At 50.7% G+C, this 22,376-nt stretch carries 24 protein-coding genes, 1 tRNA gene and 1 rRNA gene; 15 read left to right on the top strand and 11 right to left on the bottom strand.

The features are described 5' to 3' along the window. Nucleotides 1-184 precede the first annotated feature (184 nt). A complete protein-coding gene (gene epmA, locus OH663_RS16135) occupies nucleotides 185-1,162 on the bottom strand; it encodes an elongation factor P--(R)-beta-lysine ligase (RefSeq protein ID WP_045438899.1) in 978 nt (325 codons plus the stop codon). A gap of 323 nt (nucleotides 1,163-1,485) precedes the next feature. Between epmA and frdA the strand changes: the two genes are divergently transcribed. The 4 genes from frdA to frdD are packed head-to-tail and all read left to right on the top strand — an operon-like array spanning nucleotide 1,486 to nucleotide 4,779. Then, on the top strand, nucleotides 1,486-3,276 hold the full coding sequence (frdA, locus tag OH663_RS16130) for a fumarate reductase (quinol) flavoprotein subunit (RefSeq protein WP_045438896.1): 1,791 nt from the start codon (nucleotides 1,486-1,488) through the stop codon (nucleotides 3,274-3,276). After that, nucleotides 3,269-4,003, top strand: coding sequence for a fumarate reductase iron-sulfur protein (gene frdB / locus OH663_RS16125; RefSeq protein ID WP_045438893.1), 735 nt, complete (start codon nucleotides 3,269-3,271; stop codon nucleotides 4,001-4,003). The genes frdA and frdB overlap by 8 nt, the downstream gene beginning before the upstream one ends. A 10-nt stretch (nucleotides 4,004-4,013) precedes the next feature. Next, nucleotides 4,014-4,409 carry a fumarate reductase subunit FrdC gene (gene frdC, locus OH663_RS16120; protein ID WP_200013318.1) on the top strand — a complete coding sequence of 132 codons (396 nt, stop codon included), beginning with the start codon at nucleotides 4,014-4,016 and terminating at the stop codon, nucleotides 4,407-4,409. Nucleotides 4,410-4,419: 10 nt separating this feature from the next. Continuing rightward, nucleotides 4,420-4,779, top strand: coding sequence for a fumarate reductase subunit FrdD (gene frdD / locus OH663_RS16115; protein ID WP_045438887.1), 360 nt, complete (start codon nucleotides 4,420-4,422; stop codon nucleotides 4,777-4,779). Nucleotides 4,780-4,820: 41 nt separating this feature from the next. Here frdD and ampR read toward each other — a convergent pair whose 3' ends face one another. After that, nucleotides 4,821-5,693, bottom strand: a complete 873-nt coding sequence (ampR, locus tag OH663_RS16110) for a LysR family transcriptional regulator AmpR (protein ID WP_404842350.1) — start codon at nucleotides 5,691-5,693, stop codon at nucleotides 4,821-4,823. Between the two features lie 134 nt (nucleotides 5,694-5,827). Here ampR and blaCMY point away from each other — a divergent pair, with 134 nt between their 5' ends. Both blaCMY and OH663_RS16100 read left to right on the top strand, forming a co-directional pair. Then, nucleotides 5,828-6,973 carry a CMY-2 family class C beta-lactamase gene (blaCMY, locus tag OH663_RS16105; protein WP_045438880.1) on the top strand — a complete coding sequence of 382 codons (1,146 nt, stop codon included), beginning with the start codon at nucleotides 5,828-5,830 and terminating at the stop codon, nucleotides 6,971-6,973. A 94-nt stretch (nucleotides 6,974-7,067) separates the two neighbouring features. Next, nucleotides 7,068-7,601 (top strand): lipocalin family protein, encoded by a 534-nt coding sequence (locus OH663_RS16100; protein ID WP_045438873.1) that lies wholly within the window; start codon nucleotides 7,068-7,070, stop codon nucleotides 7,599-7,601. Here the strand turns inward: OH663_RS16100 and sugE are convergent. Then, nucleotides 7,598-7,915, bottom strand: a complete 318-nt coding sequence (gene sugE, locus OH663_RS16095) for a quaternary ammonium compound efflux SMR transporter SugE (protein ID WP_045438872.1) — start codon at nucleotides 7,913-7,915, stop codon at nucleotides 7,598-7,600. The two genes, OH663_RS16100 and sugE, sit on opposite strands and share 4 nt — an antisense overlap. 256 nt (nucleotides 7,916-8,171) lie before the next feature. Here sugE and OH663_RS16090 point away from each other — a divergent pair, with 256 nt between their 5' ends. Further along, nucleotides 8,172-8,771 (top strand): helix-turn-helix transcriptional regulator, encoded by a 600-nt coding sequence (locus OH663_RS16090; RefSeq protein WP_045438869.1) that lies wholly within the window; start codon nucleotides 8,172-8,174, stop codon nucleotides 8,769-8,771. Between the two features lie 30 nt (nucleotides 8,772-8,801). On the opposite strand, the gene ecnB is transcribed toward OH663_RS16090, so the two are convergent. The 3 genes from ecnB to efp form a co-directional block, all read right to left on the bottom strand. Beyond that, the gene (ecnB, locus tag OH663_RS16085; protein ID WP_003025482.1) at nucleotides 8,802-8,948 is read right to left on the bottom strand and encodes a lipoprotein toxin entericidin B; all 147 of its coding nucleotides are present in this window, start codon (nucleotides 8,946-8,948) and stop codon (nucleotides 8,802-8,804) included. Between the two features lie 107 nt (nucleotides 8,949-9,055). Further along, nucleotides 9,056-9,190 carry a lipoprotein antitoxin entericidin A gene (ecnA, locus tag OH663_RS16080; protein WP_045438864.1) on the bottom strand — a complete coding sequence of 45 codons (135 nt, stop codon included), beginning with the start codon at nucleotides 9,188-9,190 and terminating at the stop codon, nucleotides 9,056-9,058. Nucleotides 9,191-9,247: 57 nt separating this feature from the next. Next, complete coding sequence (gene efp, locus OH663_RS16075; RefSeq protein ID WP_005120972.1) at nucleotides 9,248-9,814, bottom strand: elongation factor P; 567 nt, start codon at nucleotides 9,812-9,814, stop codon at nucleotides 9,248-9,250. 41 nt (nucleotides 9,815-9,855) lie between these two features. Here efp and epmB point away from each other — a divergent pair, with 41 nt between their 5' ends. Then, entirely contained in the window at nucleotides 9,856-10,884 is a 1,029-nt protein-coding gene (gene epmB / locus OH663_RS16070; RefSeq protein ID WP_045438859.1) for an EF-P beta-lysylation protein EpmB, read from the top strand. A gap of 99 nt (nucleotides 10,885-10,983) precedes the next feature. Here epmB and OH663_RS16065 read toward each other — a convergent pair whose 3' ends face one another. From OH663_RS16065 to OH663_RS16055, 3 genes are all read right to left on the bottom strand, one after another. Then, a complete protein-coding gene (locus OH663_RS16065; protein WP_045438856.1) occupies nucleotides 10,984-11,337 on the bottom strand; it encodes a DUF4156 domain-containing protein in 354 nt (117 codons plus the stop codon). Nucleotides 11,338-11,589: 252 nt separating this feature from the next. Further along, nucleotides 11,590-13,236 (bottom strand): chaperonin GroEL, encoded by a 1,647-nt coding sequence (gene groL / locus OH663_RS16060; protein ID WP_045438854.1) that lies wholly within the window; start codon nucleotides 13,234-13,236, stop codon nucleotides 11,590-11,592. A gap of 43 nt (nucleotides 13,237-13,279) precedes the next feature. Continuing rightward, on the bottom strand, nucleotides 13,280-13,573 hold the full coding sequence (locus tag OH663_RS16055; RefSeq protein ID WP_000027827.1) for a co-chaperone GroES: 294 nt from the start codon (nucleotides 13,571-13,573) through the stop codon (nucleotides 13,280-13,282). Between the two features lie 278 nt (nucleotides 13,574-13,851). Between OH663_RS16055 and yjeH the strand changes: the two genes are divergently transcribed. Then, nucleotides 13,852-15,099 carry an L-methionine/branched-chain amino acid transporter gene (gene yjeH / locus OH663_RS16050; protein WP_200013317.1) on the top strand — a complete coding sequence of 416 codons (1,248 nt, stop codon included), beginning with the start codon at nucleotides 13,852-13,854 and terminating at the stop codon, nucleotides 15,097-15,099. A 32-nt stretch (nucleotides 15,100-15,131) separates the two neighbouring features. Here yjeH and OH663_RS16045 read toward each other — a convergent pair whose 3' ends face one another. Further along, the gene (locus tag OH663_RS16045) at nucleotides 15,132-15,611 is read right to left on the bottom strand and encodes an FxsA family protein (RefSeq protein ID WP_045438843.1); all 480 of its coding nucleotides are present in this window, start codon (nucleotides 15,609-15,611) and stop codon (nucleotides 15,132-15,134) included. Between the two features lie 337 nt (nucleotides 15,612-15,948). Between OH663_RS16045 and aspA the strand changes: the two genes are divergently transcribed. The 6 genes from aspA to OH663_RS16015 all read left to right on the top strand — a co-directional run bounded on the left by aspA (nucleotide 15,949) and on the right by OH663_RS16015 (nucleotide 21,847). Beyond that, the gene (gene aspA / locus OH663_RS16040) at nucleotides 15,949-17,385 is read left to right on the top strand and encodes an aspartate ammonia-lyase (protein ID WP_040232935.1); all 1,437 of its coding nucleotides are present in this window, start codon (nucleotides 15,949-15,951) and stop codon (nucleotides 17,383-17,385) included. A 115-nt stretch (nucleotides 17,386-17,500) separates the two neighbouring features. Beyond that, nucleotides 17,501-18,802 carry an anaerobic C4-dicarboxylate transporter gene (locus OH663_RS16035; RefSeq protein WP_045438837.1) on the top strand — a complete coding sequence of 434 codons (1,302 nt, stop codon included), beginning with the start codon at nucleotides 17,501-17,503 and terminating at the stop codon, nucleotides 18,800-18,802. Between the two features lie 128 nt (nucleotides 18,803-18,930). After that, entirely contained in the window at nucleotides 18,931-19,278 is a 348-nt protein-coding gene (gene cutA, locus OH663_RS16030) for a divalent cation tolerance protein CutA (RefSeq protein WP_045438833.1), read from the top strand. After that, nucleotides 19,254-20,957 carry a protein-disulfide reductase DsbD gene (locus OH663_RS16025; RefSeq protein WP_200013316.1) on the top strand — a complete coding sequence of 568 codons (1,704 nt, stop codon included), beginning with the start codon at nucleotides 19,254-19,256 and terminating at the stop codon, nucleotides 20,955-20,957. Before cutA ends, OH663_RS16025 begins: the two co-directional genes overlap by 25 nt. Before the next feature lie 35 nt (nucleotides 20,958-20,992). Beyond that, a complete protein-coding gene (locus OH663_RS16020) occupies nucleotides 20,993-21,568 on the top strand; it encodes a transcriptional regulator (RefSeq protein ID WP_048222352.1) in 576 nt (191 codons plus the stop codon). Nucleotides 21,569-21,771: 203 nt separating this feature from the next. Continuing rightward, nucleotides 21,772-21,847 (top strand) — tRNA-Phe (locus tag OH663_RS16015). 408 nt (nucleotides 21,848-22,255) lie between these two features. On the opposite strand, the gene rrf is transcribed toward OH663_RS16015, so the two are convergent. Further along, nucleotides 22,256-22,371, bottom strand: a 5S ribosomal RNA gene (gene rrf / locus OH663_RS16010). Nucleotides 22,372-22,376: the final 5 nt, after the last annotated feature.

Genomic DNA, 22,376 nt, shown 5'->3' with positions numbered 1-22,376 from the left:
GCGTCCACATGTTTACACTGTCCTCCAGGCGGAGGTCAGCCATCAAAAAATCAAACCAGAATTGATACCTGAATAACGGCAAATATCCAGATTTAAACTGTGTCTATAAAGATGAAATTGAAAAAAAAAGCTACAAAATGGCGCATTACGCGCCATTTATTTTACTGCGGGGAGATTTTCAGATTCACGCCCTATCGACGGTAAAGGCGATAACATCGGCCAGGCTATCAGCACCCAGCGCCAGCATCACCAGACGATCAACCCCAAGCGCCACACCGGAACAATCCGGCATACCGACCTTGAGCGCTTCAAGCAGGTTGTTGTCGATTGGCTGCTGCGGCAAGCCACGAGCGGCACGTTTGCGATTATCCTGCTCGAAGCGTTGCTGCTGCTCACGCGCATCGGTCAGCTCATGGAAACCATTCGCCAGTTCAATACCCTTGTAGTAAACCTCAAAACGTTCAGCAACGCGGTGATCTTCGGTACTAATTTGTGCCAGCGATGCCTGGCTGGCCGGGAAGTGATACACAAACGCCGGTTTGTCTTTCCCAATATGTGGCTCAACCCCCATCGTAAACAGCAACTGTAACAGGGTATCCCGGTCTTCTTCAGTATCAGCGATGTTGCTGAGATCCAATTTAGCCGCCACTTCACGCAATTGGGTCTTATCCGCTGACAGTGGATCGATTTCCAGATGACGCTGGAAGGCTTGCTGGTATGAGAGGCTTTCCGCAGGGGAACAATCCAGCACTTGCTGGAGTAAATCATCCACTTCATTCATCAGGCGATACATGTCGTAATGGGGACGATACCACTCGAGCATGGTGAATTCAGGGTTGTGATGACGTCCCATCTCTTCATTACGAAAGCTTCTGCACAGTTGATATACCGGGCCGCATCCTGCCACCAGCAGGCGCTTCATATGGTATTCCGGGCTGGTCATTAAATAGAGGTTCATCCCCTGAGAATGTCCAGGGCCAACGAAACGCGTTTCGAACGGGAACAGGTGAATGTCCGTAACCGTCGCCTGACTCATACAAGGTGTCTCAACCTCAAGCACGCCACGATCGGCAAAAAAGCGACGAATCTCCGCTATAATTGCAGCTCGTTTTAACAGATTGGGGATGGACGCGCTCGGCTGCCAGGTTGCCGTTTCGCTCATGGTTATTTCTCCGATTTAAGACAAGGGCACGAAGTCTACTCGTATCGCGTTAGCGAGACAAATTTCACGCGGGAATAATAAACACTGGCTGGCGGGTAAAAAAAGCAACATTGGGTGGTTTAGTAATTAAATTAATCAAATTCAATGATAATTCAGCCCTCTGATACGCTAAAAAAATCGAACACGTCAAATTTCCCTCACATCCCTAAGACTATACTATTGTACCTATAAAGGAGCAGTGGAAACGCGTTCATAACCTGTCTGAATCAGATTAAGCATCTGATTCAGACAGGGATGAAATAACAACAATCTGGAGGAATGTCGTGCAAACCTTTCAAGCCGATCTTGCCATTATAGGCGCCGGTGGCGCGGGATTACGTGCTGCAATTGCTGCTGCGCAAGCAAATCCCAACGCTAAAATCGCACTGATCTCAAAAGTGTACCCAATGCGCAGCCATACCGTTGCTGCCGAAGGCGGCTCTGCTGCTGTCGCGCAGGATCATGACAGCTTTGACTACCATTTTCACGATACGGTAGCAGGCGGAGACTGGCTGTGTGAGCAGGATGTCGTGGATTACTTTGTCCACCACTGCCCAACTGAAATGACGCAACTGGAACAATGGGGTTGCCCATGGAGCCGCCGTGAAGACGGTAGCGTCAACGTACGTCGCTTCGGCGGCATGAAAATTGAGCGTACCTGGTTTGCCGCGGATAAAACCGGCTTCCATATGCTGCATACTCTGTTCCAAACTTCTTTGCAGTTCCCTCAAATTCAGCGTTTTGACGAACATTTCGTTCTGGATATCCTGGTTGATGACGGTCATGTTCGCGGCCTGGTTGCCATGAACATGATGGAAGGCACTCTGGTACAAATCCGTGCTAACGCAGTGGTGATGGCAACGGGCGGCGCAGGCCGTGTATACCGTTACAACACCAACGGCGGCATCGTAACTGGTGACGGTATGGGTATGGCGCTGAACCACGGCGTTCCGCTGCGCGATATGGAGTTCGTTCAGTATCACCCGACTGGTCTGCCAGGATCCGGTATCCTGATGACCGAAGGCTGCCGTGGTGAAGGCGGTATTCTGGTCAACAAAGATGGCTACCGTTATCTGCAGGACTACGGCATGGGCCCGGAAACTCCGCTGGGTGAGCCGAAGAACAAATATATGGAACTGGGTCCGCGCGACAAAGTTTCTCAGGCTTTCTGGCATGAATGGCGCAAAGGCAACACCATCTCCACTCCGCGTGGCGATGTCGTTCACCTCGACCTGCGTCACCTCGGCGAGAAAAAACTGCTCGAACGCTTACCGTTTATCTGCGAACTGGCGAAAGCCTACGTGGGTGTCGATCCGGTTAAAGAACCGATCCCGGTACGTCCGACCGCACACTACACCATGGGCGGTATCGAAACCGATCAGAACTGCGAAACTCGCATTAAAGGTCTGTTCGCTGTCGGTGAATGTTCATCTGTAGGTCTGCATGGTGCTAACCGTCTGGGCTCTAACTCCCTGGCTGAACTGGTGGTCTTTGGTCGTCTGGCCGGTGAACAAGCGATGGAACGTGCGTCTACAGCGAGCACCGCTAACGATGCAGCACTGAATGCGCAGGTTGCCTCCGTTGAACAACGTCTGAAAGATCTGGTTAACCAGGAAGGTAACGAGAACTGGTCGAAGATCCGCGACGAAATGGGCATCTCCATGGAAGAAGGTTGCGGTATCTACCGTACACCAGAACTCATGCAGAAAACCGTTGATAAGCTGGCTGAACTGCAGGAACGCTTCAAACGCGTACGTATCACCGACACTTCCAGCGTCTTCAACACTGACCTGCTATACACCATCGAACTGGGTCACGGTCTGAACGTTGCTGAATGTATGGCGCACTCTGCTCTGGCGCGTAAAGAATCACGCGGCGCGCATCAGCGTCTGGATGAAGGCTGCACCGAGCGTGACGACGTCAACTTCCTTAAACATACCCTCGCCTTCCGCGATGCTGATGGCACAACTCGCCTGGAATACAGCGACGTGAAAATCACCACTCTGCCGCCAGCTAAACGTATGTACGGTGGCGAAGCGGAAGCAGCCGATAAGAAGGAGAAGGCGAATGGCTGAGATGAAAAACCTGAAAGTTGAGGTGGTGCGCTATAACCCGGAAGTGGACACCGCACCGCACAGTGCTTTCTATGAAGTTCCTTATGATGAAACAACGTCACTGCTGGATGCGTTGAACTACATCAAAGATAACCTGGCACCGGACCTGAGCTATCGCTGGTCTTGCCGTATGGCTATCTGCGGCTCCTGCGGCATGATGGTCAACAACGTGCCTAAACTGGCGTGCAAAACCTTCCTGCGTGAATACACCAACGGCATGAAGATTGAAGCGCTGGCTAACTTCCCGATTGAACGCGATCTGGTCGTCGATATGACGCACTTTATCGAAAGTCTGGAAGCTATCAAGCCGTACATCATTGGTAACCCGCGTACACCGGATCAGGGTCCAAACACCCAGACTCCGGCACAGATGGCGAAGTATCATCAGTTCTCCGGTTGCATCAACTGTGGTCTGTGCTACGCAGCGTGCCCGCAGTTCGGCCTGAACCCTGAGTTCATTGGACCGGCCGCGATTACGCTGGCACATCGTTATAACGAAGATAGCCGCGACCACGGTAAGAAGGAGCGTATGGCTCAGTTGAACAGCCCGAACGGCGTTTGGACCTGTACTTTCGTGGGCTATTGCTCCGAAGTCTGCCCGAAACACGTCGATCCGGCTGCGGCCATTCAGCAGGGTAAAGTAGAAAGTTCAAAAGACTTTCTTATCGCAACCCTGAAACCGCGCTAAGGAGTGCAAGATGACGACTAAACGCAAACCCTATGTGCGGCCAATGACGTCCACCTGGTGGAAAAAGCTGCCATTTTATCGCTTTTACATGCTGCGCGAAGGTACAGCGGTTCCGGCAGTCTGGTTCAGTATTGAACTGATTTTCGGTCTGTTTGCTCTCAAGCATGGTGCTGAATCCTGGATGGGCTTTGTCGGCTTTTTGCAAAACCCGGTAGTGGTTATCCTCAATCTGGTTGTTCTGGCAGCAGCGCTGTTGCATACCAAAACCTGGTTTGAACTGGCACCGAAAGCTGCCAACATCATCGTAAAAGACGAAAAAATGGGGCCAGAGCCGATCATCAAAGGTCTCTGGGTAGTTACTGCGGCTGCGACCGTAGTCATTCTGTATGTTGCCCTGTACTGGTAAGGAGTCCGGGATGATTAATCCAAATCCAAAACGCTCTGACGAACCCGTATTTTGGGGCCTGTTCGGTGCAGGTGGTATGTGGGGCGCAATCATTGCGCCGGTAGTGGTTCTGCTGGTTGGCATTATGCTGCCGCTGGGGCTTTTCCCGGGCGATGCGCTGAGCTATGAGCGCGTGCTGGCATTTGCCCAGAGCTTCATCGGACGGGCATTTCTGTTCCTGATGATCGTTCTGCCGCTGTGGTGCGGTTTACACCGTATGCACCATGCCATGCATGACCTGAAAATCCACGTGCCAGCTGGCAAGTGGGTATTCTACGGTCTGGCTGCAATCCTGACGGTAGTAACAGCGATCGGTATTCTGACTATCTAATCGCATGCGTGACTTATCAGGCCCGCCACTGGCGGGCCTTTTTATTTGTGCACAACACCGGTTAACCAACGGGAAAACTCGCACATGGCAGGCGTCTCCGGGCGGGATTGTAAACGCGTTATCCAGTAACTCCCCAGATCAATCTGCGTTGAAAACGGCTGTACTATACGTTCACTGTTCAGCAAATGAGTGAACATTCTTACGGGGGCAATAGCAACGCCCATCCCTGCCTGCGCCGCTTCCAGCATCGTGACAGACGAATCAAACACTATCACGTTATGCGTTGGTGAAGGGGGAAGTTCCCCCGCAGCCTGCATCCAAAGGGCCCATTCATCACGGCGGTAAGATCGTAATAGCGGAAATTTCAGGACATCCGTAGGGACCTGAATCTGAGATGCCAATGCAGGTGAGCAAAGCGGAGACATCGGGGCACTACATAAGTATTGCGCATCAGTATCGTGCCAGGCACCACCACCGTAGCGAATAGTGTAATCCAGTCCCTCAGCGGCAGGATCCACGCGATTATTGTGGGTGGAAAGATGCAAATCAATATGCGGGCAACTCCGCTTAAAATCGGCCAGTAAAGGAAAAAGGCAACCAACCGCAAAGGTACCCACCACACCAATCTTAAGCTTTTCCTGGATCTGATTGCGGGCAAAACGGTCCAGCGTCCCCGCAATACGATCAAAAGAGTCATTAAGTACAGGTAACAGACTTTCACCTTCTGTTGTCAGCATCAACCCCCGTGAAACTCGAACAAAAAGCTGACAATTTAGTTGTTTCTCCAGCGCTTTCACATGCTGGCTGATGGCGGAATGCGTAACGTTCAGCTCAATCGCTGCGCGGGTAAAACTGAGATGTCTGGCGGCCGCTTCAAAAGCCCGCAGCGAATTAAGTGGGATATAGCTACGCATGGTCATTGTTCCCGTTAGAAAAACTTATATCTGCTGCTAAATTTAACCGTTTGTCAACACAGTACAAATCAAACAAACTGAGCGCGTCTGATGGGCCCGGACACCCTTTCGCTTTTTATTACGGAAATAATTTCATGATGAAAAAATCGTTATGCTGTGTGCTGCTACTGACAGCATCTTTCTCAACGCTTGCCGCCTCGAAAACAGAACAACAGATTACCGATATCGTTAATCGCACCATCACACCACTGATGAAAGAACAAGCGATTCCGGGTATGGCCGTGGCAATCATCTACCAGGGAAAACCGTATTATTTTACCTGGGGTAAAGCTGATATTGCCAATAATCGCCCTGTTACACAGCAAACGCTGTTTGAACTCGGATCGGTCAGTAAAACCTTCAATGGTGTGCTGGGTGGCGACGCTATCGCTCGCGGTGAAATCAAACTTAACGATCCAGTCACCCGATACTGGCCCGAACTGACAGGCAAACAGTGGCAGGGTATCAGCTTGCTGCACCTGGCCACTTACACAGCAGGTGGCCTGCCGCTTCAAATACCCGACGAAGTGACTGATAAAGCCGCATTGCTGCACTTCTATCAAAACTGGCAGCCACAATGGGCTCCGGGAGCTAAGCGTCTCTACGCCAACTCCAGTATTGGCCTGTTTGGTGCACTGGCTGTAAAACCTTCGGGAATGGGTTATGAAGAGGCGATGACCAACCGCATCCTACAACCATTAAAACTAAAGCATACCTGGATTACTGTTCCTCAGAGTGAGCAAAAGGATTACGCATGGGGCTATCGCGAAGGCAAGCCCGTGCATGTTTCTCCGGGTCAACTTGATGCCGAAGCGTATGGTGTAAAATCCAGTATTATGGATATGGCTCGCTGGGTTCAGGTCAATATGGACGCCAGCCACGTGCAGGAGAAAACCCTCCAACAGGGCATCGAGCTTGCGCAGTCACGTTACTGGCGTATTGGCGAGATGTACCAGGGGTTAGGCTGGGAGATGCTGAACTGGCCAGTGAAAGCCGACATAGTTATCAACGGCAGCGACAGCAAAATCGCTTTGGCTGCGCTTCCGGCCGTTGAGGTAAACCCACCCGCACCTGTAGTAAAAGCCTCGTGGGTACATAAAACGGGTTCGACTGGCGGATTTGGTAGCTATGTTGCCTTCATCCCGGAAAAAAATCTTGGCATCGTGATGCTGGCAAACAAAAGTTATCCTAACCCTGCCCGCGTAGATGCGGCCTGGCGCATCCTCGAAAAACTGCAATAACTGAGTTTGAGGTCCTAATCTTCGGGCCTCCTTTCTTCCTCTACTTTTCCTGCCGTCATCTACACTTAACAAAAAATACAGCAAGGAAAATCCCATGCGCATTCTGCCTGTCGTTGCTGCAGTCGCGGCTGCATTTCTGGTTGTTGCTTGCAGTACCCCCACTCCGCCAAAAGGCGTTACCGTTGTGAACAACTTTGATGCCAAACGTTATCTCGGAACCTGGTATGAAATCGCGCGCTTCGACCATCGTTTTGAGCGAGGGCTGGATAAAGTCACCGCGACCTACAGTTTGCGTGATGATGGTGGTATCAACGTGATCAACAAAGGCTACAACGCAGACCGGGGTATGTGGCAAAAAACGGAAGGTAAAGCTTATTTTACCGGGGAACCTTCACGTGCCGCACTCAAAGTCTCATTCTTCGGCCCGTTTTACGGAGGGTATAACGTAATTGCTCTCGACAGAGAGTATCGGCATGCGCTGGTCTGTGGTCCGGATCGCGACTACCTGTGGATCCTTTCGCGTACCCCTACTATTTCAGATGAGATGAAACAGCAGATGCTGGCAATCGCAACCCGAGAAGGGTTCGATGTGAATAAACTGATTTGGGTAAAACAACCTGGCGCTTAATGGGTGCTGAGCTTCAGACCAACAATTCCGGCAACAATCAACCCAAGACTCAACAAACGCGCCGGGCTGGCGGATTCACCGAGTAACAGAATACCGGTAATAGCAGCCCCCACCGCACCAATACCGGTCCAGACGGCATAGGCCGTCCCAACCGGCAGTGTTCTCATCGCCCACGAAAGCATGGCGATACTGACGATCATTGCCACCACGGTAATGATGCTCGGCGTCAGGCGGGTAAAACTATGGGTATACTTCAAGCCAATCGCCCATACAACTTCGAGCAGACCAGCAATGAGTAAAATGATCCAGGACATATAAGGCTCCAGAACAATGGGGCCGTCCCCGGTGAAAGAAGCGTTTGCAGGCCGTCCTGCAAAGCAGAAGTATGAAAAGGCATTTTTGCCCGAGAGAAAATGAATTTCAACCTTTTTATTAACTGCATACTTAAAGCAAGAATTAAGCACAATTAGCAGCGTAGTTCCCGCATTTGGCTCACATTGGATTTCTCTATGATGAAGGGCTTTCTGAATTCAGGAAGCCGTGTGCCCCTCTTCTGAATGCGAAAAGTTTATGCTTAAAATTTTAGTGATTGACCGATGCCACTACACCCGTACAGGGTTAGAGGCTTTGCTCAATCATTCTGGGATGTTCAACTCTTCATTTCTGGTGTCAGGAATTAATAATCTCCTGCTGGCAAAAGAGCATATTTTGCAGTGGAAGCCACATCTGGTGATCGCCGATTTATACAGTTTTCTCAGCGATGCTCATTCCAGTCCGCCGATAGCACCTTTTTTTATGAGTTGTGGCATGATCCCCCTGATCCTGCTGCGACCAGGAGATCGAGAGCACATACCCGCCCACAACCCTCAATATTCAGTCCACTCGGTATTATCCAAACGCGCCACGCTGGCCGAATTGTCAGACAACATTCAGGATGCATTACATGTTCGCCCCACGTTAGAGACAGCAAAAAACGTTACACCATTGCTTACGCCGCAGGAGGAAAAAGTATTGTCGATGTGGATGGATGGCGTGGGTAACAATGAGATAGCAGCAGCACTTTGTATTCATGGCAAGACGGTCTACACCTATAAACGCAATATCCGAATGAAACTGCATTTGGGAAACCGTTTCTCACCGTTTCTGTCACTGCCGGAGAAAATGAATTAACGGTACGACACAACGTCGTACCGTTCATGGTTATTGCTGGGCTTTGGTCGCTGCACCAGAAATGGCACTACCACCTTCAGAAATATCCTGCCCTACGCCTCGCGTGGTATTACACGCGGTTAATACAGAAGAAAGTACCAACACAGAAAAGATCGCAGCAATTGTCTTTTTAACCATAACGTCTTCCTTTTCTAGCCAATATTGTTTGTGTATAGCTACTTAATGATAGACAAGATCCGAAAGGTTGACGGATAAACGGGCGTTTTTAAGACAATATGAGAAGATCAGCTAGCGGCGTGAGAGATTGAATTACCAAGGTGTTTGATATCTTCACCGAAGCCACGCGCAGTGTTACAGCCCGTCAGGAGAGTACTGGTGAAAAGGATGAACATTACAAGACCGAGAAGACGTTTCATCATTCCTGCCCTGGAAAAAGTATGGCGCAGCAATCTGCGCCATAGATCAAATAGGATGTATTACTTAACGCGGGAAACGTATTCGCCTGAACGCGTATCCACTTTGATCACTTCGCCGATCTGTACGAACAGCGGAACTTTAACTACAGCACCAGTGGACAGAGTAGCCGGTTTGCCACCAGTACCTGCGGTGTCGCCTTTCAGACCTGGATCAGTTTCGATGATTTCCAGCTCAACGAAGTTCGGCGGGGTCACAGAGATAGGCTGACCATTCCACAGGGTCACGATGCACTCAGCCTGATCCAGCAACCATTTAGCGCTGTCACCTACCGCTTTCGCGTCAGCTGCAAGCTGTTCGAAAGTAGAGTTGTTCATGAAATGGTAGAATTCACCATCGTTGTACAGGTAAGTCAGGTTCATATCTACAACGTCTGCGCCTTCAGCGGAGTCAGTAGATTTGAAAGTTTTCTCTACACGAGTACCGGTCAGCAGACGGCGCAGCTTAACGCGCGCGAAAGCCTGGCCTTTACCCGGTTTAACGAATTCACTGGCTTCAACCGCATAAGGTTCGCCGTCCATCATGATTTTAAGACCGGCACGAAAATCGTTGCTATAGTAAGTCGCCATAAGGCCCTCTGAAAATTGTTAACTGGTAGCTAAGCCACAAAATGGCGCATATTGTAACCCTAAACACCCCATCCAGAGAAGATTGGTTAGTACAACTTGCCGATGTTCTCACCGATCCGGATGAACTATTACGTCTTTTGAATATAGACGCTGATGAAAACTTGCTCGCAGGTCGCGAGGCAAAACGTCTTTTTGCTCTACGCGTACCGCGATCGTTTATCGCTCGTATGGAGAAAGGTAACCCCAACGATCCCCTGCTGCGTCAGGTACTCACCTCACAGGATGAATTCGTCGCCGCACCTGGATTCTCTACTGACCCGCTGGATGAACAACACAGCGTCGTGCCAGGATTGCTGCATAAATACCGCAATCGGGCGTTACTGCTGGTAAAAGGCGGCTGCGCGGTAAACTGCCGTTACTGTTTCCGTCGCCATTTCCCTTATGCCGATAATCAAGGGAATAAGCGTAACTGGCAGGTCGCATTAGATTACATCGCCACCCACCCGGAACTCGATGAAATTATCTTTTCTGGTGGCGATCCGCTAATGGCCAAGGATCATGAACTGGACTGGTTGCTAACGCAACTGGAAGCCATTTCGCATATAAAACGTCTGCGTATTCACAGCCGTCTGCCGATTGTTATCCCGGCACGTATCACGGAAAAGCTGGCAACCCGGTTCGAACAATCACGTCTGCAAGTTCTGCTGGTAAATCATATTAACCACGCTAACGAAATCGATGAAGAATTTCGTCAGGCGATGACCCGATTGCGCAAAGCGAACGTCACGCTGCTCAACCAAAGCGTATTGTTGCGTGGTGTAAATGATAACGCGCAAACGCTGGCCGATCTCAGCAATGCACTGTTTGATGCGGGAGTGATGCCTTATTACCTGCACGTACTGGATAAGGTACAGGGAGCTGCCCACTTTATAGTCAGTGACGATGAAGCGCGGCAAATCATGCGCGAACTGTTGACGCTGGTGTCAGGTTATATGGTGCCCAAACTGGCACGCGAAATTGGCGGGGAGCCAAGCAAGACACCGCTGGATTTGCAATTAAGACAAAACTGATAATACCCGTCGAGGCTACGCTTATCAGGCCTACGGTCACTTGCACCTGTAGGCCTGATAAGACGCTTTAGCGTCGCCATCCGGCAACGCCAGCGTTTATCAGTTAGGGCACTTATAAACCTGACCAATCATCTCACTGGCAGTCGGGACAAAACTGGATAGCATCCCTTGCGATGGGCTGCTGACACCATAAATCACGTTACCGCCCATTGCCGCAGCCTGATTACGCAGGTCATTTGCCGCACCGCGCATAGAGCCACCTTCTTCGCCATGCTGACCAGAAAGCCAGTTGCTTTGTTTACCGGTCGCAGTACCAACCAGTTGACACTCTGCGCCTGGCTTCTCTTCGACAAAGCGTACGCTTTGTCCGGCTGAACTCAGTTCGTTGCTGGAGCTACAACCCGCCATCAGTAGCGCGGCACCAACGATCCCTGCTAAATATTTCACGTGCATGTTATTCCCCATAATCAATGAGCTGGACCTTTTGTCCGTAGCTGAATCATATACTAAAAAGATGACCAAAAGAAAAACCCCCGGACATTTCTGTCTGGGGGTTTTTCATTTATGGGAGATGAACACCCAAATCATTCTGGTTGCAGCAAGGCGGCAAGTTTGTTTATCCCCGGGAGCTTACTAGAGTAAGCAACAGGGGTTAGCAAACGCAGCCAACACATCTGCAACCTGAAGGATGCAGGGTGTGGGCAATTACATCATGCCGCCCATTCCACCCATGCCGCCCATTCCACCAGCAGCACCTAAGTCAGGCGCATCGCCTTTCGGCAGGTCGGTAACCATGCACTCGGTGGTGATCATCAGACCCGCAACAGAAGCCGCGTACTGCAGAGCAGAACGGGTTACTTTGGTCGGATCCAGAATACCCATGTCGATCATGTTGCCGTATTCTTCAGTTGCAGCGTTGTAACCGTAGTTACCGTCGCCTGCTTTCACAGTGTTAGCCACAACAGACGGCTCTTCACCGCAGTTCAGAACGATCTGACGCAGCGGAGCTTCCATTGCGCGCAGCGCAACTTTGATACCCACGTTCTGGTCTTCGTTCTGGCCACGCAGTTCGCTCAGTTTGGACGCTACGCGAATCAGCGCTACGCCACCACCAGCAACAACACCTTCTTCTACCGCAGCACGGGTAGCGTGCAGGGCATCTTCAACGCGTGCTTTCTTCTCTTTCATTTCAACTTCGGTAGCAGCACCTACTTTGATAACTGCAACACCGCCTGCCAGTTTCGCTACGCGCTCCTGCAGTTTTTCACGGTCGTAGTCGGAAGTTGCTTCTTCGATCTGCTGGCGAATCTGAGTCACACGACCCTGGATTGCCGCTTCTTCACCCACGCCATCAATGATGGTGGTGGTGTCTTTGTTGATCACAACGCGTTTTGCCTGGCCCAGGTCTTCCAGGGTCGCTTTTTCCAGCTCCATACCGATCTCTTCAGAGATAACGGTACCACCAGTCAGAGTAGCGATATCCTGCAGCATCGCTTTACGGCGATCGCCGAAGCCAGGAGCTTTAACTGCAGCCACTTTCACGATACCACGCATGGTGTTCACAACCAGCGTAGCCAGCGCTTCGCCTTCAACATCTTCAGCGATGATCAGCAGCGGTTTGCCAGCTTTAGCAACGGCTTCCAGAACCGGCAGCATTTCGCGGATGTTGGAGATTTTCTTATCAGCCAGCAGGATAAACGGGCTTTCCAGCTCTACAGCACCAGTTTCCGGCTTGTTGATGAAGTAAGGGGACAGGTAGCCGCGGTCAAACTGCATACCTTCAACCACGTCCAGTTCGTCCTGCAGACCGGTACCGTCTTCAACGGTGATCACGCCTTCTTTACCGACTTTATCCATCGCTTCTGCGATCAGCTTACCTACGGTTTCGTCGGAGTTAGCGGAAATAGTACCAACCTGAGCAATAGCTTTAGAGTCGGAGCACGGTACGGACAGTGCTTTCAGCTCTTCAACCGCAGCAGCAACAGCTTTGTCGATACCACGTTTCAGATCCATCGGGTTCATACCCGCAGCAACAGCTTTCAGGCCTTCAGTGATGATAGACTGAGCCAGAACGGTCGCGGTGGTGGTACCGTCACCTGCAGCGTCGTTCGCTTTAGAGGCAACTTCTTTCACCATCTGTGCGCCCATGTTTTCGAACTTGTCTTCCAGCTCGATTTCACGTGCTACAGAAACACCATCTTTAGTAATGGTTGGTGCACCGAAAGATTTATCCAGAACTACGTTACGACCTTTCGGGCCGAGGGTAACTTTCACTGCGTCTGCCAGTACGTTTACGCCGCGCAGCATTTTCACACGAGCGTCGTTACCGAATTTTACGTCTTTAGCTGCCATTTTCTCTTTCCCTTAAATTCGTATGTTCAGTGTCGTTCGCGGATTAAGCTTCAACAATCGCCAGAATGTCGCTTTCAGACATGATCAACACTTCTTCATTGTCGATCTTCTCAGATTTAACACCGTAGCCATCGTTGAAAATTACGATATCGCCGACTTTTACGTCCAGCGGCTGTACAGTACCGTTGTCCAGGATGCGACCCTTACCGACAGCGATGATTTCGCCACGAGTTGATTTACCCGCTGCAGAACCGGTCAGTACGATGCCGCCAGCAGATTTGGATTCAACTTCTTTACGTTTGACGATCACACGATCATGTAACGGACGAATACTCATTGATAGCTCTCCTTTGAGAAAGTCTTTATCAGTTATGGGTGACGCCGGCCCGTAAACGGTTTCCCGGCTAGTGCCCAGAGAGATGGGGATGAGAATTTGTGCCTTCAAGGGGGCAAGCGAAAAAAAATTTATATCAGGATAAAATCCCGTCAAAACACCGACGCACCTCACATTTCATAACGATTTCTGCCATCTCGTCATAAGCAAATCCGATTGTGATAACATCGAAAAACTGCGTAGTTGCCTGACTTTCAGGCATAACCGGACAATAACTAATTATGAGTGGACTGAAACAAGAACTGGGGCTGGCTCAGGGTATCGGCTTGTTATCGACATCATTACTCGGTACGGGCGTATTTGCCGTTCCCGCACTGGCCGCGTTAGTCGCTGGCAATAACAGCCTGTGGGCATGGCCAGTTCTCATCGTTTTAGTCTTTCCCATCGCCATTGTCTTTGCCGTACTCGGTCGCCATTTCCCCAGCGCGGGTGGTGTGGCGCATTTCGTCGGAATGGCTTTTGGCCCACGTCTGGAACGCGTCACCGGCTGGCTATTTTTATCGGTTATTCCCGTTGGCCTCCCTGCTGCACTCCATATTGCTGCCGGATTCGGTCAGGCGATGTTTGGCTGGCATGGTTGGCAACTGTTGCTGGCAGAACTCGGTACGTTGGTCCTGGTGTGGTACATCGGTTCACGCGGTGCCAGCTCCAGCGCTAACCTGCAAACGGTGATTGCCGGGCTGATTGTTGCTCTTATTGTCGCTATCTGGTGGGCTGGAGAGCTAAGGCCGGGCGAAATCCCCTTCCCTTCTGTCAGTCACATTGAACTTCCCGGATTGTTCGCGGCGCTGTCGGTAATGTTCTGGTGTTTTGTCGGCCTTGAAGCGTTTGCACACCTGGCGTCCGAATTCAAAAACCCCGAGAGAGATTTCCCGCGCGCGCTGATGACAGGCCTGCTGCTGGCCGGTACCGTTTACTGGGCGTGTACGGTGGTAGTACTCCATTTCGGTGCTTACGGTGAGCAGATGGCTGCGGCGGCTTCACTGCCCGAAATTGTCGTGCAGCTGTTTGGCGTGCAAGCGCTGTGGATAGCCTGTGTCATTGGTTATCTGGCCTGTTTTGCCAGCCTGAATATTTATATTCAGAGTTTCGCCAGACTGGTGTGGTCACAAGCACAATATAAACCGGACCACTATCTGGCTCGCCTGTCCCCTCGTCATCTTCCGCGCAATGCGCTGAACGCAGTGTTGGGCTGCTGCGTGGTCAGTACATTGTGCATTTATGTGCTGCAAATCAATCTCGACGCATTAATCGTCTACGCTAACGGCATCTTTATTATGATCTATCTACTGTGCATGCTGGCAGGATGTCGATTACTGAAAGGACACTATCGCGCTTTAGCGGTTATTGGTTGTCTGCTGTGCCTGCTGTTGCTGGCTATGGTCGGTTGGAAGAGTATGTATGCGTTGATTATGCTGGCAGCACTGTGGCTGTTTTTACCCAAGCGGAAGCAGGCTGAGGCCCGGTAAGCTTAGCGCTACCGGGCGATCATTTCAGAGAGTTAATCCCGACGATCATCGTCTTTATGGTCAAGACGGTTGCGATCGTCGTCTTTGCGTTGAAATTCTCCGTCAAACGTCTCACCACCGCCGGTTCCGGCGCCAAAACCGCCACCAGGCATACGAGAAAAACGCAGGTGCGGCAGGAGCTTCATGGTCAGATGCTTCTGTACTGGAGGTAATAAAAGAAGAAGACCAAGGAAGTCGGTGAAGAAGCCAGGAAGCACCAGCAGCAAGCCAGCAATAATCAGCGACACGCTTTTAATCATTTCTGCAGCGGGGCTTTCACCTGCCGCCATCTTTTGCTGCATCAGCAGAAAATTCTTGAACCCTTGGTTGCGTACCAGCGACATCCCGATGACCGAAGTGAAGATAACCAGGAGCAGGGTCATCAGAACGCCTAACACATGGGCGACCTGGATAAAGATAGAAATCTCAATGTAAACATAAAGAAAGATGGCAAGTAATGGTATCCAGCGCAAAGGACTCTCCTGTAAATAACAGCCGTTTTCGCAACGCCTGTCTGAATGGTTGTGCGACTCGCATTAGTCAGATGTTGAGGTCGTTAGCAAAATTTCAAGCTGTTTGTACACTTATATTTGGTATTAATCCTAAAGGGGTGATCTATTTCACATAATAATAAATAAGGGGTAAATTCCACACTTTAAGTGATCCAGATTACGGTAGAAATCCTGAAGCAGCATATGATCTCGGGTATCAGACCGATGCAGGGGATAATCGTCGGTCGAGAAACAATCGAAATCACATATATCCTGTGTGTTTAGTAAAATCATTGGCAGCTTGAAAAAGAAGGTTCACATGTTAAACAACATTCGTATCGAAGAAGATTTGTTGGGTACCAGGGAAGTTCCAGCGGACGCCTACTACGGTGTTCATACTCTGAGAGCGATTGAAAACTTCTACATTAGCAATAACAAAATCAGTGATATTCCTGAATTTGTTCGCGGTATGGTAATGGTTAAAAAGGCAGCGGCCCTGGCCAACAAAGAGCTGCAAACCATTCCTAAGAGTGTGGCAAATGCCATTATCGCGGCGTGTGATGAAGTCCTGAATAACGGAAAATGCATGGATCAGTTCCCGGTAGACGTTTACCAGGGCGGTGCGGGTACCTCCGTCAACATGAATACCAACGAAGTGCTGGCCAATATCGGTCTGGAACTGATGGGTCACCAGAAAGGTGAATATCAGTACCTGAACCCGAACGACCACGTGAACAAATGTCAGTCCACCAACGACGCTTATCCGACCGGTTTCCGTATCGCTGTTTACGCATCTATCATCAAACTGATTGATGCTCTGAACCAGTTGCGCGAAGGCTTCGAACAAAAAGCCGTTGAATTCCAGGACATCCTGAAAATGGGCCGTACCCAGTTGCAGGATGCTGTACCGATGACCCTCGGTCAGGAATTCCGTGCTTTCAGCGTACTGCTGAAAGAAGAAGTGAAAAACATTGGTCGTACCGCAGAGCTGCTGCTGGAAGTTAACCTCGGCGCAACAGCAATCGGTACTGGTCTGAACACACCGAAAGAGTACTCTCCGCTGGCAGTGCAAAAACTGGCTGAAGTTACTGGTTTTGCCTGCGTTCCGGCTGAAGACCTGATTGAAGCAACCTCCGACTGCGGCGCATACGTTATGGTGCATAGTGCACTGAAACGTCTGGCTGTGAAGATGTCCAAAATCTGTAACGACCTGCGTTTGCTCTCCTCTGGCCCACGTGCTGGTCTGAACGAGATCAACCTGCCGGAACTGCAGGCTGGCTCTTCCATCATGCCGGCAAAAGTGAACCCGGTTGTTCCGGAAGTCGTAAACCAGGTATGCTTTAAAGTCATCGGTAACGATGTCACCGTCACCATGGCATCTGAAGCAGGTCAGCTGCAGCTGAACGTAATGGAACCGGTAATCGGCCAGGCAATGTTCGAATCTATCCATATTCTGAGCAACGCTTGCTACAACCTGCTGGAAAAATGCGTTAGCGGCATCACCGCTAACAAAGAAGTGTGTGAAGCATTCGTATACAACTCCATCGGTATCGTCACCTACCTCAACCCGTTCATCGGTCACCACAACGGCGACATCGTCGGTAAAATTTGTGCCGAAACAGGTAAGAGCGTACGTGAAGTTGTCCTGGAGCGCGGCCTGTTGACCGAAGCAGAACTGGACGATATCTTCTCTGCACAAAACCTGATGCACCCTGCTTATAAAGCAAAACGTTATACTGATGAAAGCGAACAGTAATCGTGTAGGGTAGTACCAGAGAAGGCACGTCATGATGACGTGCCTTTTTTCTTACTCGAAGTTACTTAAAAACAACAATTTAATATCAACTTGTTAAACAACAAGGAAGGCTAATATGATAGTTTTAGAACTTATCATCGTTTTGCTGGCAATCTTTTTGGGTGCCAGACTTGGGGGTATCGGTATTGGATTCGCAGGTGGGCTGGGTGTTCTGGTTCTCGCCGCTATCGGCGTAAAACCGGGTACAATTCCGTTCGACGTTATTTCCATTATCATGGCGGTTATCGCAGCCATTTCAGCCATGCAGATTGCCGGTGGTCTGGACTATCTGGTTCATCAGACTGAAAAACTGCTGCGCAAAAACCCGAAATACATCACGATCCTTGCTCCTATCGTGACCTATTTCCTGACTATCTTTGCTGGTACAGGCAACATCTCTCTGGCAACGCTGCCGGTTATCGCTGAAGTGGCGAAGGAACAAGGGATCAAACCTTGCCGTCCTCTGTCTACTGCGGTGGTTTCTGCACAGATTGCGATTACCGCATCACCTATCTCCGCAGCCGTGGTTTATATGTCTTCCGTAATGGAAGGTCATGGAATCAGCTACATCCACCTGCTGTCTGTGGTCATTCCATCCACCCTGCTGGCGGTTCTGGTGATGTCTTTCCTGATCACCGCACTGTTCAACTCCAAACTGTCTGACGACCCGGTTTACCGTAAACGTCTGGAAGAAGGTTTGGTCGAACTGCGCGGCGAAAGACAAGTTGAAATCAAAGCCGGTGCGAAGACCTCCGTATGGTTGTTCCTGCTGGGTGTAGTTTGTGTAGTCGTTTATGCCATCGTCAACAGCCCAAGCCTCGGTCTGGTTGCTAAACCGCTGATGAACACCACTAACGCAATTCTGATCATCATGCTGAGCGTCGCGACGCTGACCACGATTATCTGCCGCGTTGAAACTGACGCCATCCTGAACTCCAGTACCTTCAAAGCCGGTATGAGCGCCTGTATTTGTATCCTGGGTGTGGCATGGCTGGGTGATACCTTCGTATCTCACAACATCGACTGGATCAAAGATACTGCAGGTAGCGTGATTCAGGGTCATCCGTGGCTGCTGGCAGTCATCTTCTTCTTTGCTTCTGCACTGCTGTACTCTCAGGCAGCAACGGCTAAAGCACTGATGCCGATGGCTCTGGCACTGAACGTTTCTCCGCTGACGGCTGTAGCATCTTTCGCCGCCGTTTCTGGCCTGTTCATTCTGCCAACTTACCCAACGCTGGTTGCTGCGGTTCAGATGGATGACACCGGTACAACCCGCATCGGTAAATTCGTCTTTAACCATCCGTTCTTCATCCCTGGCACTCTGGGTGTGGTTCTGGCGGTTTGCTTCGGCTTCTTGCTGGGCAGCTTCATGCTTTAAGTTTTACCTGCAGGGTGTGCAAGCGCCCTGCAGTTCTTTCCCCTCACCTCGCTTTAACTAACATCCTTCCCTCGTCCGTTGTATAGTGACCCTTCTCTTGCTGGTTACTCTGTTCTTTCGAGGTGTTTATGCTTGATGTAAAGAGTCAGGATATCCCCATCCCCGATACCGTTGTGGTGCTCTGCACCGCCCCGGACGAAGCAACAGCCCAGGATCTGGCCGCTAAAGTGCTGGCTGAAAAACTGGCCGCCTGCGTAACACTTCTGCCTGGCGCGACCTCCCTCTATTATTGGGAAGGCAAGCTTGAGCAGGAATATGAAGTCCAGATGATTTTAAAAACCGCAGTAACGCATCAGCAAGCCCTTCTCGATTGCCTGAAGTCTCATCACCCGTACCAAACCCCTGAGCTTCTGGTTTTACCCGTCACTCATGGAGACTTTGATTACCGCTCATGGCTCAACGCATCCTTACGCTGATCCTGCTGCTGTGCAGCACATCCACCTTTGCCGGATTATTCGACTCGCCTGGCCGCTCGCAGTTCGTCCCTGCCGATCGGGCATTTGTTTTTGATTTCCAGCAAAACCAACACGACCTGAACCTCTCCTGGCAGGTCAAGGACGGCTACTATCTCTATCGTAAACAGGTAAGCATTACGCCATCTCAGGCCAGTATTGCCGAAGTAAAACTACCGCCAGGTATTTGGCATGAAGATGAGTTTTACGGCAAGAGTGAAATTTACCGCCAGCAGTTGAACATTCCGGTTACGGTAAATCAGGCCACATCTGGCGCTACAATCACGGTCACTTATCAGGGTTGTGCCGACGCCGGATTTTGCTATCCGCCGGAGACTAAAACCATACCGTTAAGCGAAGTTGCCGCCCTTACAGATACAACACCAGTCACGGTATTGCCGGAAGAAAAATCACAGCCAGAGCCAGAGACCGAGCTTCCCTTTTCCGCCCTGTGGGCATTGTTGATCGGAATTGGCATCGCCTTTACGCCTTGCGTACTACCGATGTATCCGCTGATATCCGGCATAGTACTGGGTGGGAAGCAACGCTTATCAACCGGGAGAGCGCTGCTGCTGACCTTCATCTACGTGCAGGGAATGGCGCTCACCTACACCGCGCTGGGTCTGGTCGTTGCAGCGGCAGGCCTACAGTTCCAGGCTGCACTACAGCATCCTTATGTACTGATTGGCCTTGCCGTCATCTTTACACTGCTGGCTCTGTCGATGTTTGGTCTGTTCACGCTGCAGCTACCTTCTTCACTGCAAACGCGGCTCACGCTGATGAGCAATCGCCAGCAAGGCGGCTCTCCCGGAAGCGTGCTTGCGATGGGAGCGATTGCAGGGCTGATCTGTTCTCCTTGCACCACCGCACCACTGAGCGCAATTTTGCTTTACATCGCCCAGAGCGGAAACATGTGGCTGGGAGGCGGCACGTTGTACCTGTATGCACTAGGGATGGGGTTACCCCTGATGCTAATTACCGTATTTGGTAACCGACTTCTGCCCAAAAGCGGCCCATGGATGGAACATGTTAAAACAGCCTTTGGGTTTGTCATCCTTGCGCTCCCCATATTTTTGCTTGAACGCATTACCGGCGACGAGTGGGGAATACGCTTGTGGTCACTGCTGGGCGTCGCATTCTTTGGCTGGGCATTTATCACCAGTCTACAGGCGAAGCGTACGTGGATGCGTATCGTCCAAATTATTCTGTTAGCTGGCGCTCTGGTGAGCGTGCGTCCGTTACAGGACTGGACGTTTGGTGCTCCACATGCGCAAACTCAGACACATTTGAACTTCACTAAAGTAGCATCGGTGGAAGAATTAAATCAGGCTCTGGAGCAAGCTAAAGGTCGCCCGGTCATGTTGGATCTGTACGCAGACTGGTGCGTTGCCTGTAAAGAATTTGTGAAGTACACCTTCAGTAATCCGCAGGTTCAACAAGCCTTAGGCGATACGGTACTGTTGCAAGCAGATGTCACAGCAAACAGTGCGCAGGATATCGCTCTGCTAAAACATCTACAGGTATTAGGATTGCCAACGATCTTGTTTTTTGATGCGCAGGGTAAAGAACATCCGGACGCCCGCGTTACCGGCTTTATGGATGCCGCAACCTTCAGTGCGCATTTGCACAATCACCAACCGTGAGCAACACTTGCAAAAGGAAAACGGAGGAGAATACCGTGCAACGTGAAGATGTCCTGGGAGAAGCCCTGAAATTACTTGAGGTTCAAGGTATAGCCAATACCACGCTGGAAATGGTGGCTGAACACATTGATTATCCCCTTGATGAGCTACAGCGTTTTTGGCCCGATAAAGAAGCCATTTTGTATGACGCGCTACGTTACCTCAGTCAACGAGTGGATATCTGGCGACGTCAGCTTCTGCTGGATGATACCCTGAGTGCTGAGCAGAAACTCCTGGCACGCTACAACGCCCTTGCCGAATGCGTGAGCAACAATCGCTATCCAGGCTGCCTGTTCATTGCTGCCTGTACGTTTTACCCCGACCCAGAGCATCCTATCCATCAGTTAGCTGGACAGCAAAAAAAAGCGGCACATGACTTTACCCACGAACTGCTGACTATGCTGGAAGTTGACGACCCGGCGATGGTTGCCAGGCAGATGGAGCTGGTGCTGGAAGGCTGTCTCAGCCGCATGCTGGTCAATCGTAGCCATGCGGACGTGGAAACGGCACACCGCCTGGCTGAAGATATCCTGCGCTTCGCCCAATGCCGCCAGGGTGGTGCGCTGACTTAAGCGTGCATTCCTGTCTACGATGAAATAAACGGGTATTGCGCATTGGGAAAAAAGTGCAGACACGGTTTAAATCGCATCAGACCGGTGGATTTGTGCAAACTTCAGGCAAAAACGCACAGATTGCCGTAATATTAAGCGGTTGAACAGCTTTTCCTGAAATTTGATTGACTGGCAGACGTGAATACGGTTTAATGCGCCCCGTTGCCCGGATAGCTCAGTCGGTAGAGCAGGGGATTGAAAATCCCCGTGTCCTTGGTTCGATTCCGAGTCCGGGCACCACTATTTAAAGAACCCAGCCTATGGCTGGGTTTTTGCTTTTCAGCATATCCCTGATATTTATCCGTCATCAACACGCCATGCTTCCCCCTTCAACCAGCGCAACTAACGCGCAAATTTTGCCGATACAGTTACCGTACAACATGATAAGCAGCTGTAGAGATCTATAAAAACAAGTGTAACTGTCCCTGTACAGCAATACGGGTACATACATGACGGGTATCAGAAAGATATGTGTATTTACGCGCACTGATATCTGTCTGTAGGGTAGTACGGTAGAGGAAAAAGAGACGGTTTTATTGATCCCGACGGGATAAAGAGGGGCAAAACAGTGCCGGACGGCAGTATTTCCTGCAGTCCGCAGACGCAAAAAAGCCCATCCGGCAGGATGGGCTTCTTCACTGGTTTGATGCCTGGCAGTTCCCTACTCTCGCATGGGGAGACCCCACACTACCATCGGCGCTACGGCGTTTCACTTCTGAGTTCGGCATGGGGTCAGGTGGGACCACCGCGCTACAGCCGCCAGGCAAAT

This window comes from Citrobacter sp. Marseille-Q5395 (assembly GCF_947057495.1).
GTDB classification, from domain to species: domain Bacteria; phylum Pseudomonadota; class Gammaproteobacteria; order Enterobacterales; family Enterobacteriaceae; genus Citrobacter; species Citrobacter murliniae.
Note: the sequence above shows the minus strand (reverse complement) of the source record. Positions and strands in the feature narration are given on the sequence as shown.

Excerpts from the sequence above, each read along its gene's own strand:
- OH663_RS16035 (WP_045438837.1), top strand. The coding sequence starts at position 17,501 with ATGATAGTTTTAGAACTTATCATCGTTTTGCTGGCAATCTTTTTGGGT.
- yjeH (WP_200013317.1), top strand. The coding sequence starts at position 13,852 with ATGAGTGGACTGAAACAAGAACTGGGGCTGGCTCAGGGTATCGGCTTG.
- OH663_RS16090 (WP_045438869.1), top strand. The coding sequence starts at position 8,172 with ATGCTTAAAATTTTAGTGATTGACCGATGCCACTACACCCGTACAGGG.
- OH663_RS16025 (WP_200013316.1), top strand. The coding sequence starts at position 19,254 with ATGGCTCAACGCATCCTTACGCTGATCCTGCTGCTGTGCAGCACATCC.
- groL (WP_045438854.1), bottom strand. The coding sequence starts at position 13,236 with ATGGCAGCTAAAGACGTAAAATTCGGTAACGACGCTCGTGTGAAAATG.
- ecnA (WP_045438864.1), bottom strand. The coding sequence starts at position 9,190 with ATGATGAAACGTCTTCTCGGTCTTGTAATGTTCATCCTTTTCACCAGT.
- cutA (WP_045438833.1), top strand. The coding sequence starts at position 18,931 with ATGCTTGATGTAAAGAGTCAGGATATCCCCATCCCCGATACCGTTGTG.
- sugE (WP_045438872.1), bottom strand. The coding sequence starts at position 7,915 with ATGTCCTGGATCATTTTACTCATTGCTGGTCTGCTCGAAGTTGTATGG.
- frdC (WP_200013318.1), top strand. The coding sequence starts at position 4,014 with ATGACGACTAAACGCAAACCCTATGTGCGGCCAATGACGTCCACCTGG.
- epmB (WP_045438859.1), top strand. The coding sequence starts at position 9,856 with ATGGCGCATATTGTAACCCTAAACACCCCATCCAGAGAAGATTGGTTA.
- OH663_RS16065 (WP_045438856.1), bottom strand. The coding sequence starts at position 11,337 with ATGCACGTGAAATATTTAGCAGGGATCGTTGGTGCCGCGCTACTGATG.
- OH663_RS16055 (WP_000027827.1), bottom strand. The coding sequence starts at position 13,573 with ATGAGTATTCGTCCGTTACATGATCGTGTGATCGTCAAACGTAAAGAA.
- ecnB (WP_003025482.1), bottom strand. The coding sequence starts at position 8,948 with ATGGTTAAAAAGACAATTGCTGCGATCTTTTCTGTGTTGGTACTTTCT.
- ampR (WP_404842350.1), bottom strand. The coding sequence starts at position 5,693 with ATGCGTAGCTATATCCCACTTAATTCGCTGCGGGCTTTTGAAGCGGCC.
- epmA (WP_045438899.1), bottom strand. The coding sequence starts at position 1,162 with ATGAGCGAAACGGCAACCTGGCAGCCGAGCGCGTCCATCCCCAATCTG.
- OH663_RS16100 (WP_045438873.1), top strand. The coding sequence starts at position 7,068 with ATGCGCATTCTGCCTGTCGTTGCTGCAGTCGCGGCTGCATTTCTGGTT.
- blaCMY (WP_045438880.1), top strand. The coding sequence starts at position 5,828 with ATGATGAAAAAATCGTTATGCTGTGTGCTGCTACTGACAGCATCTTTC.
- aspA (WP_040232935.1), top strand. The coding sequence starts at position 15,949 with ATGTTAAACAACATTCGTATCGAAGAAGATTTGTTGGGTACCAGGGAA.
- efp (WP_005120972.1), bottom strand. The coding sequence starts at position 9,814 with ATGGCGACTTACTATAGCAACGATTTTCGTGCCGGTCTTAAAATCATG.
- frdD (WP_045438887.1), top strand. The coding sequence starts at position 4,420 with ATGATTAATCCAAATCCAAAACGCTCTGACGAACCCGTATTTTGGGGC.
- frdB (WP_045438893.1), top strand. The coding sequence starts at position 3,269 with ATGGCTGAGATGAAAAACCTGAAAGTTGAGGTGGTGCGCTATAACCCG.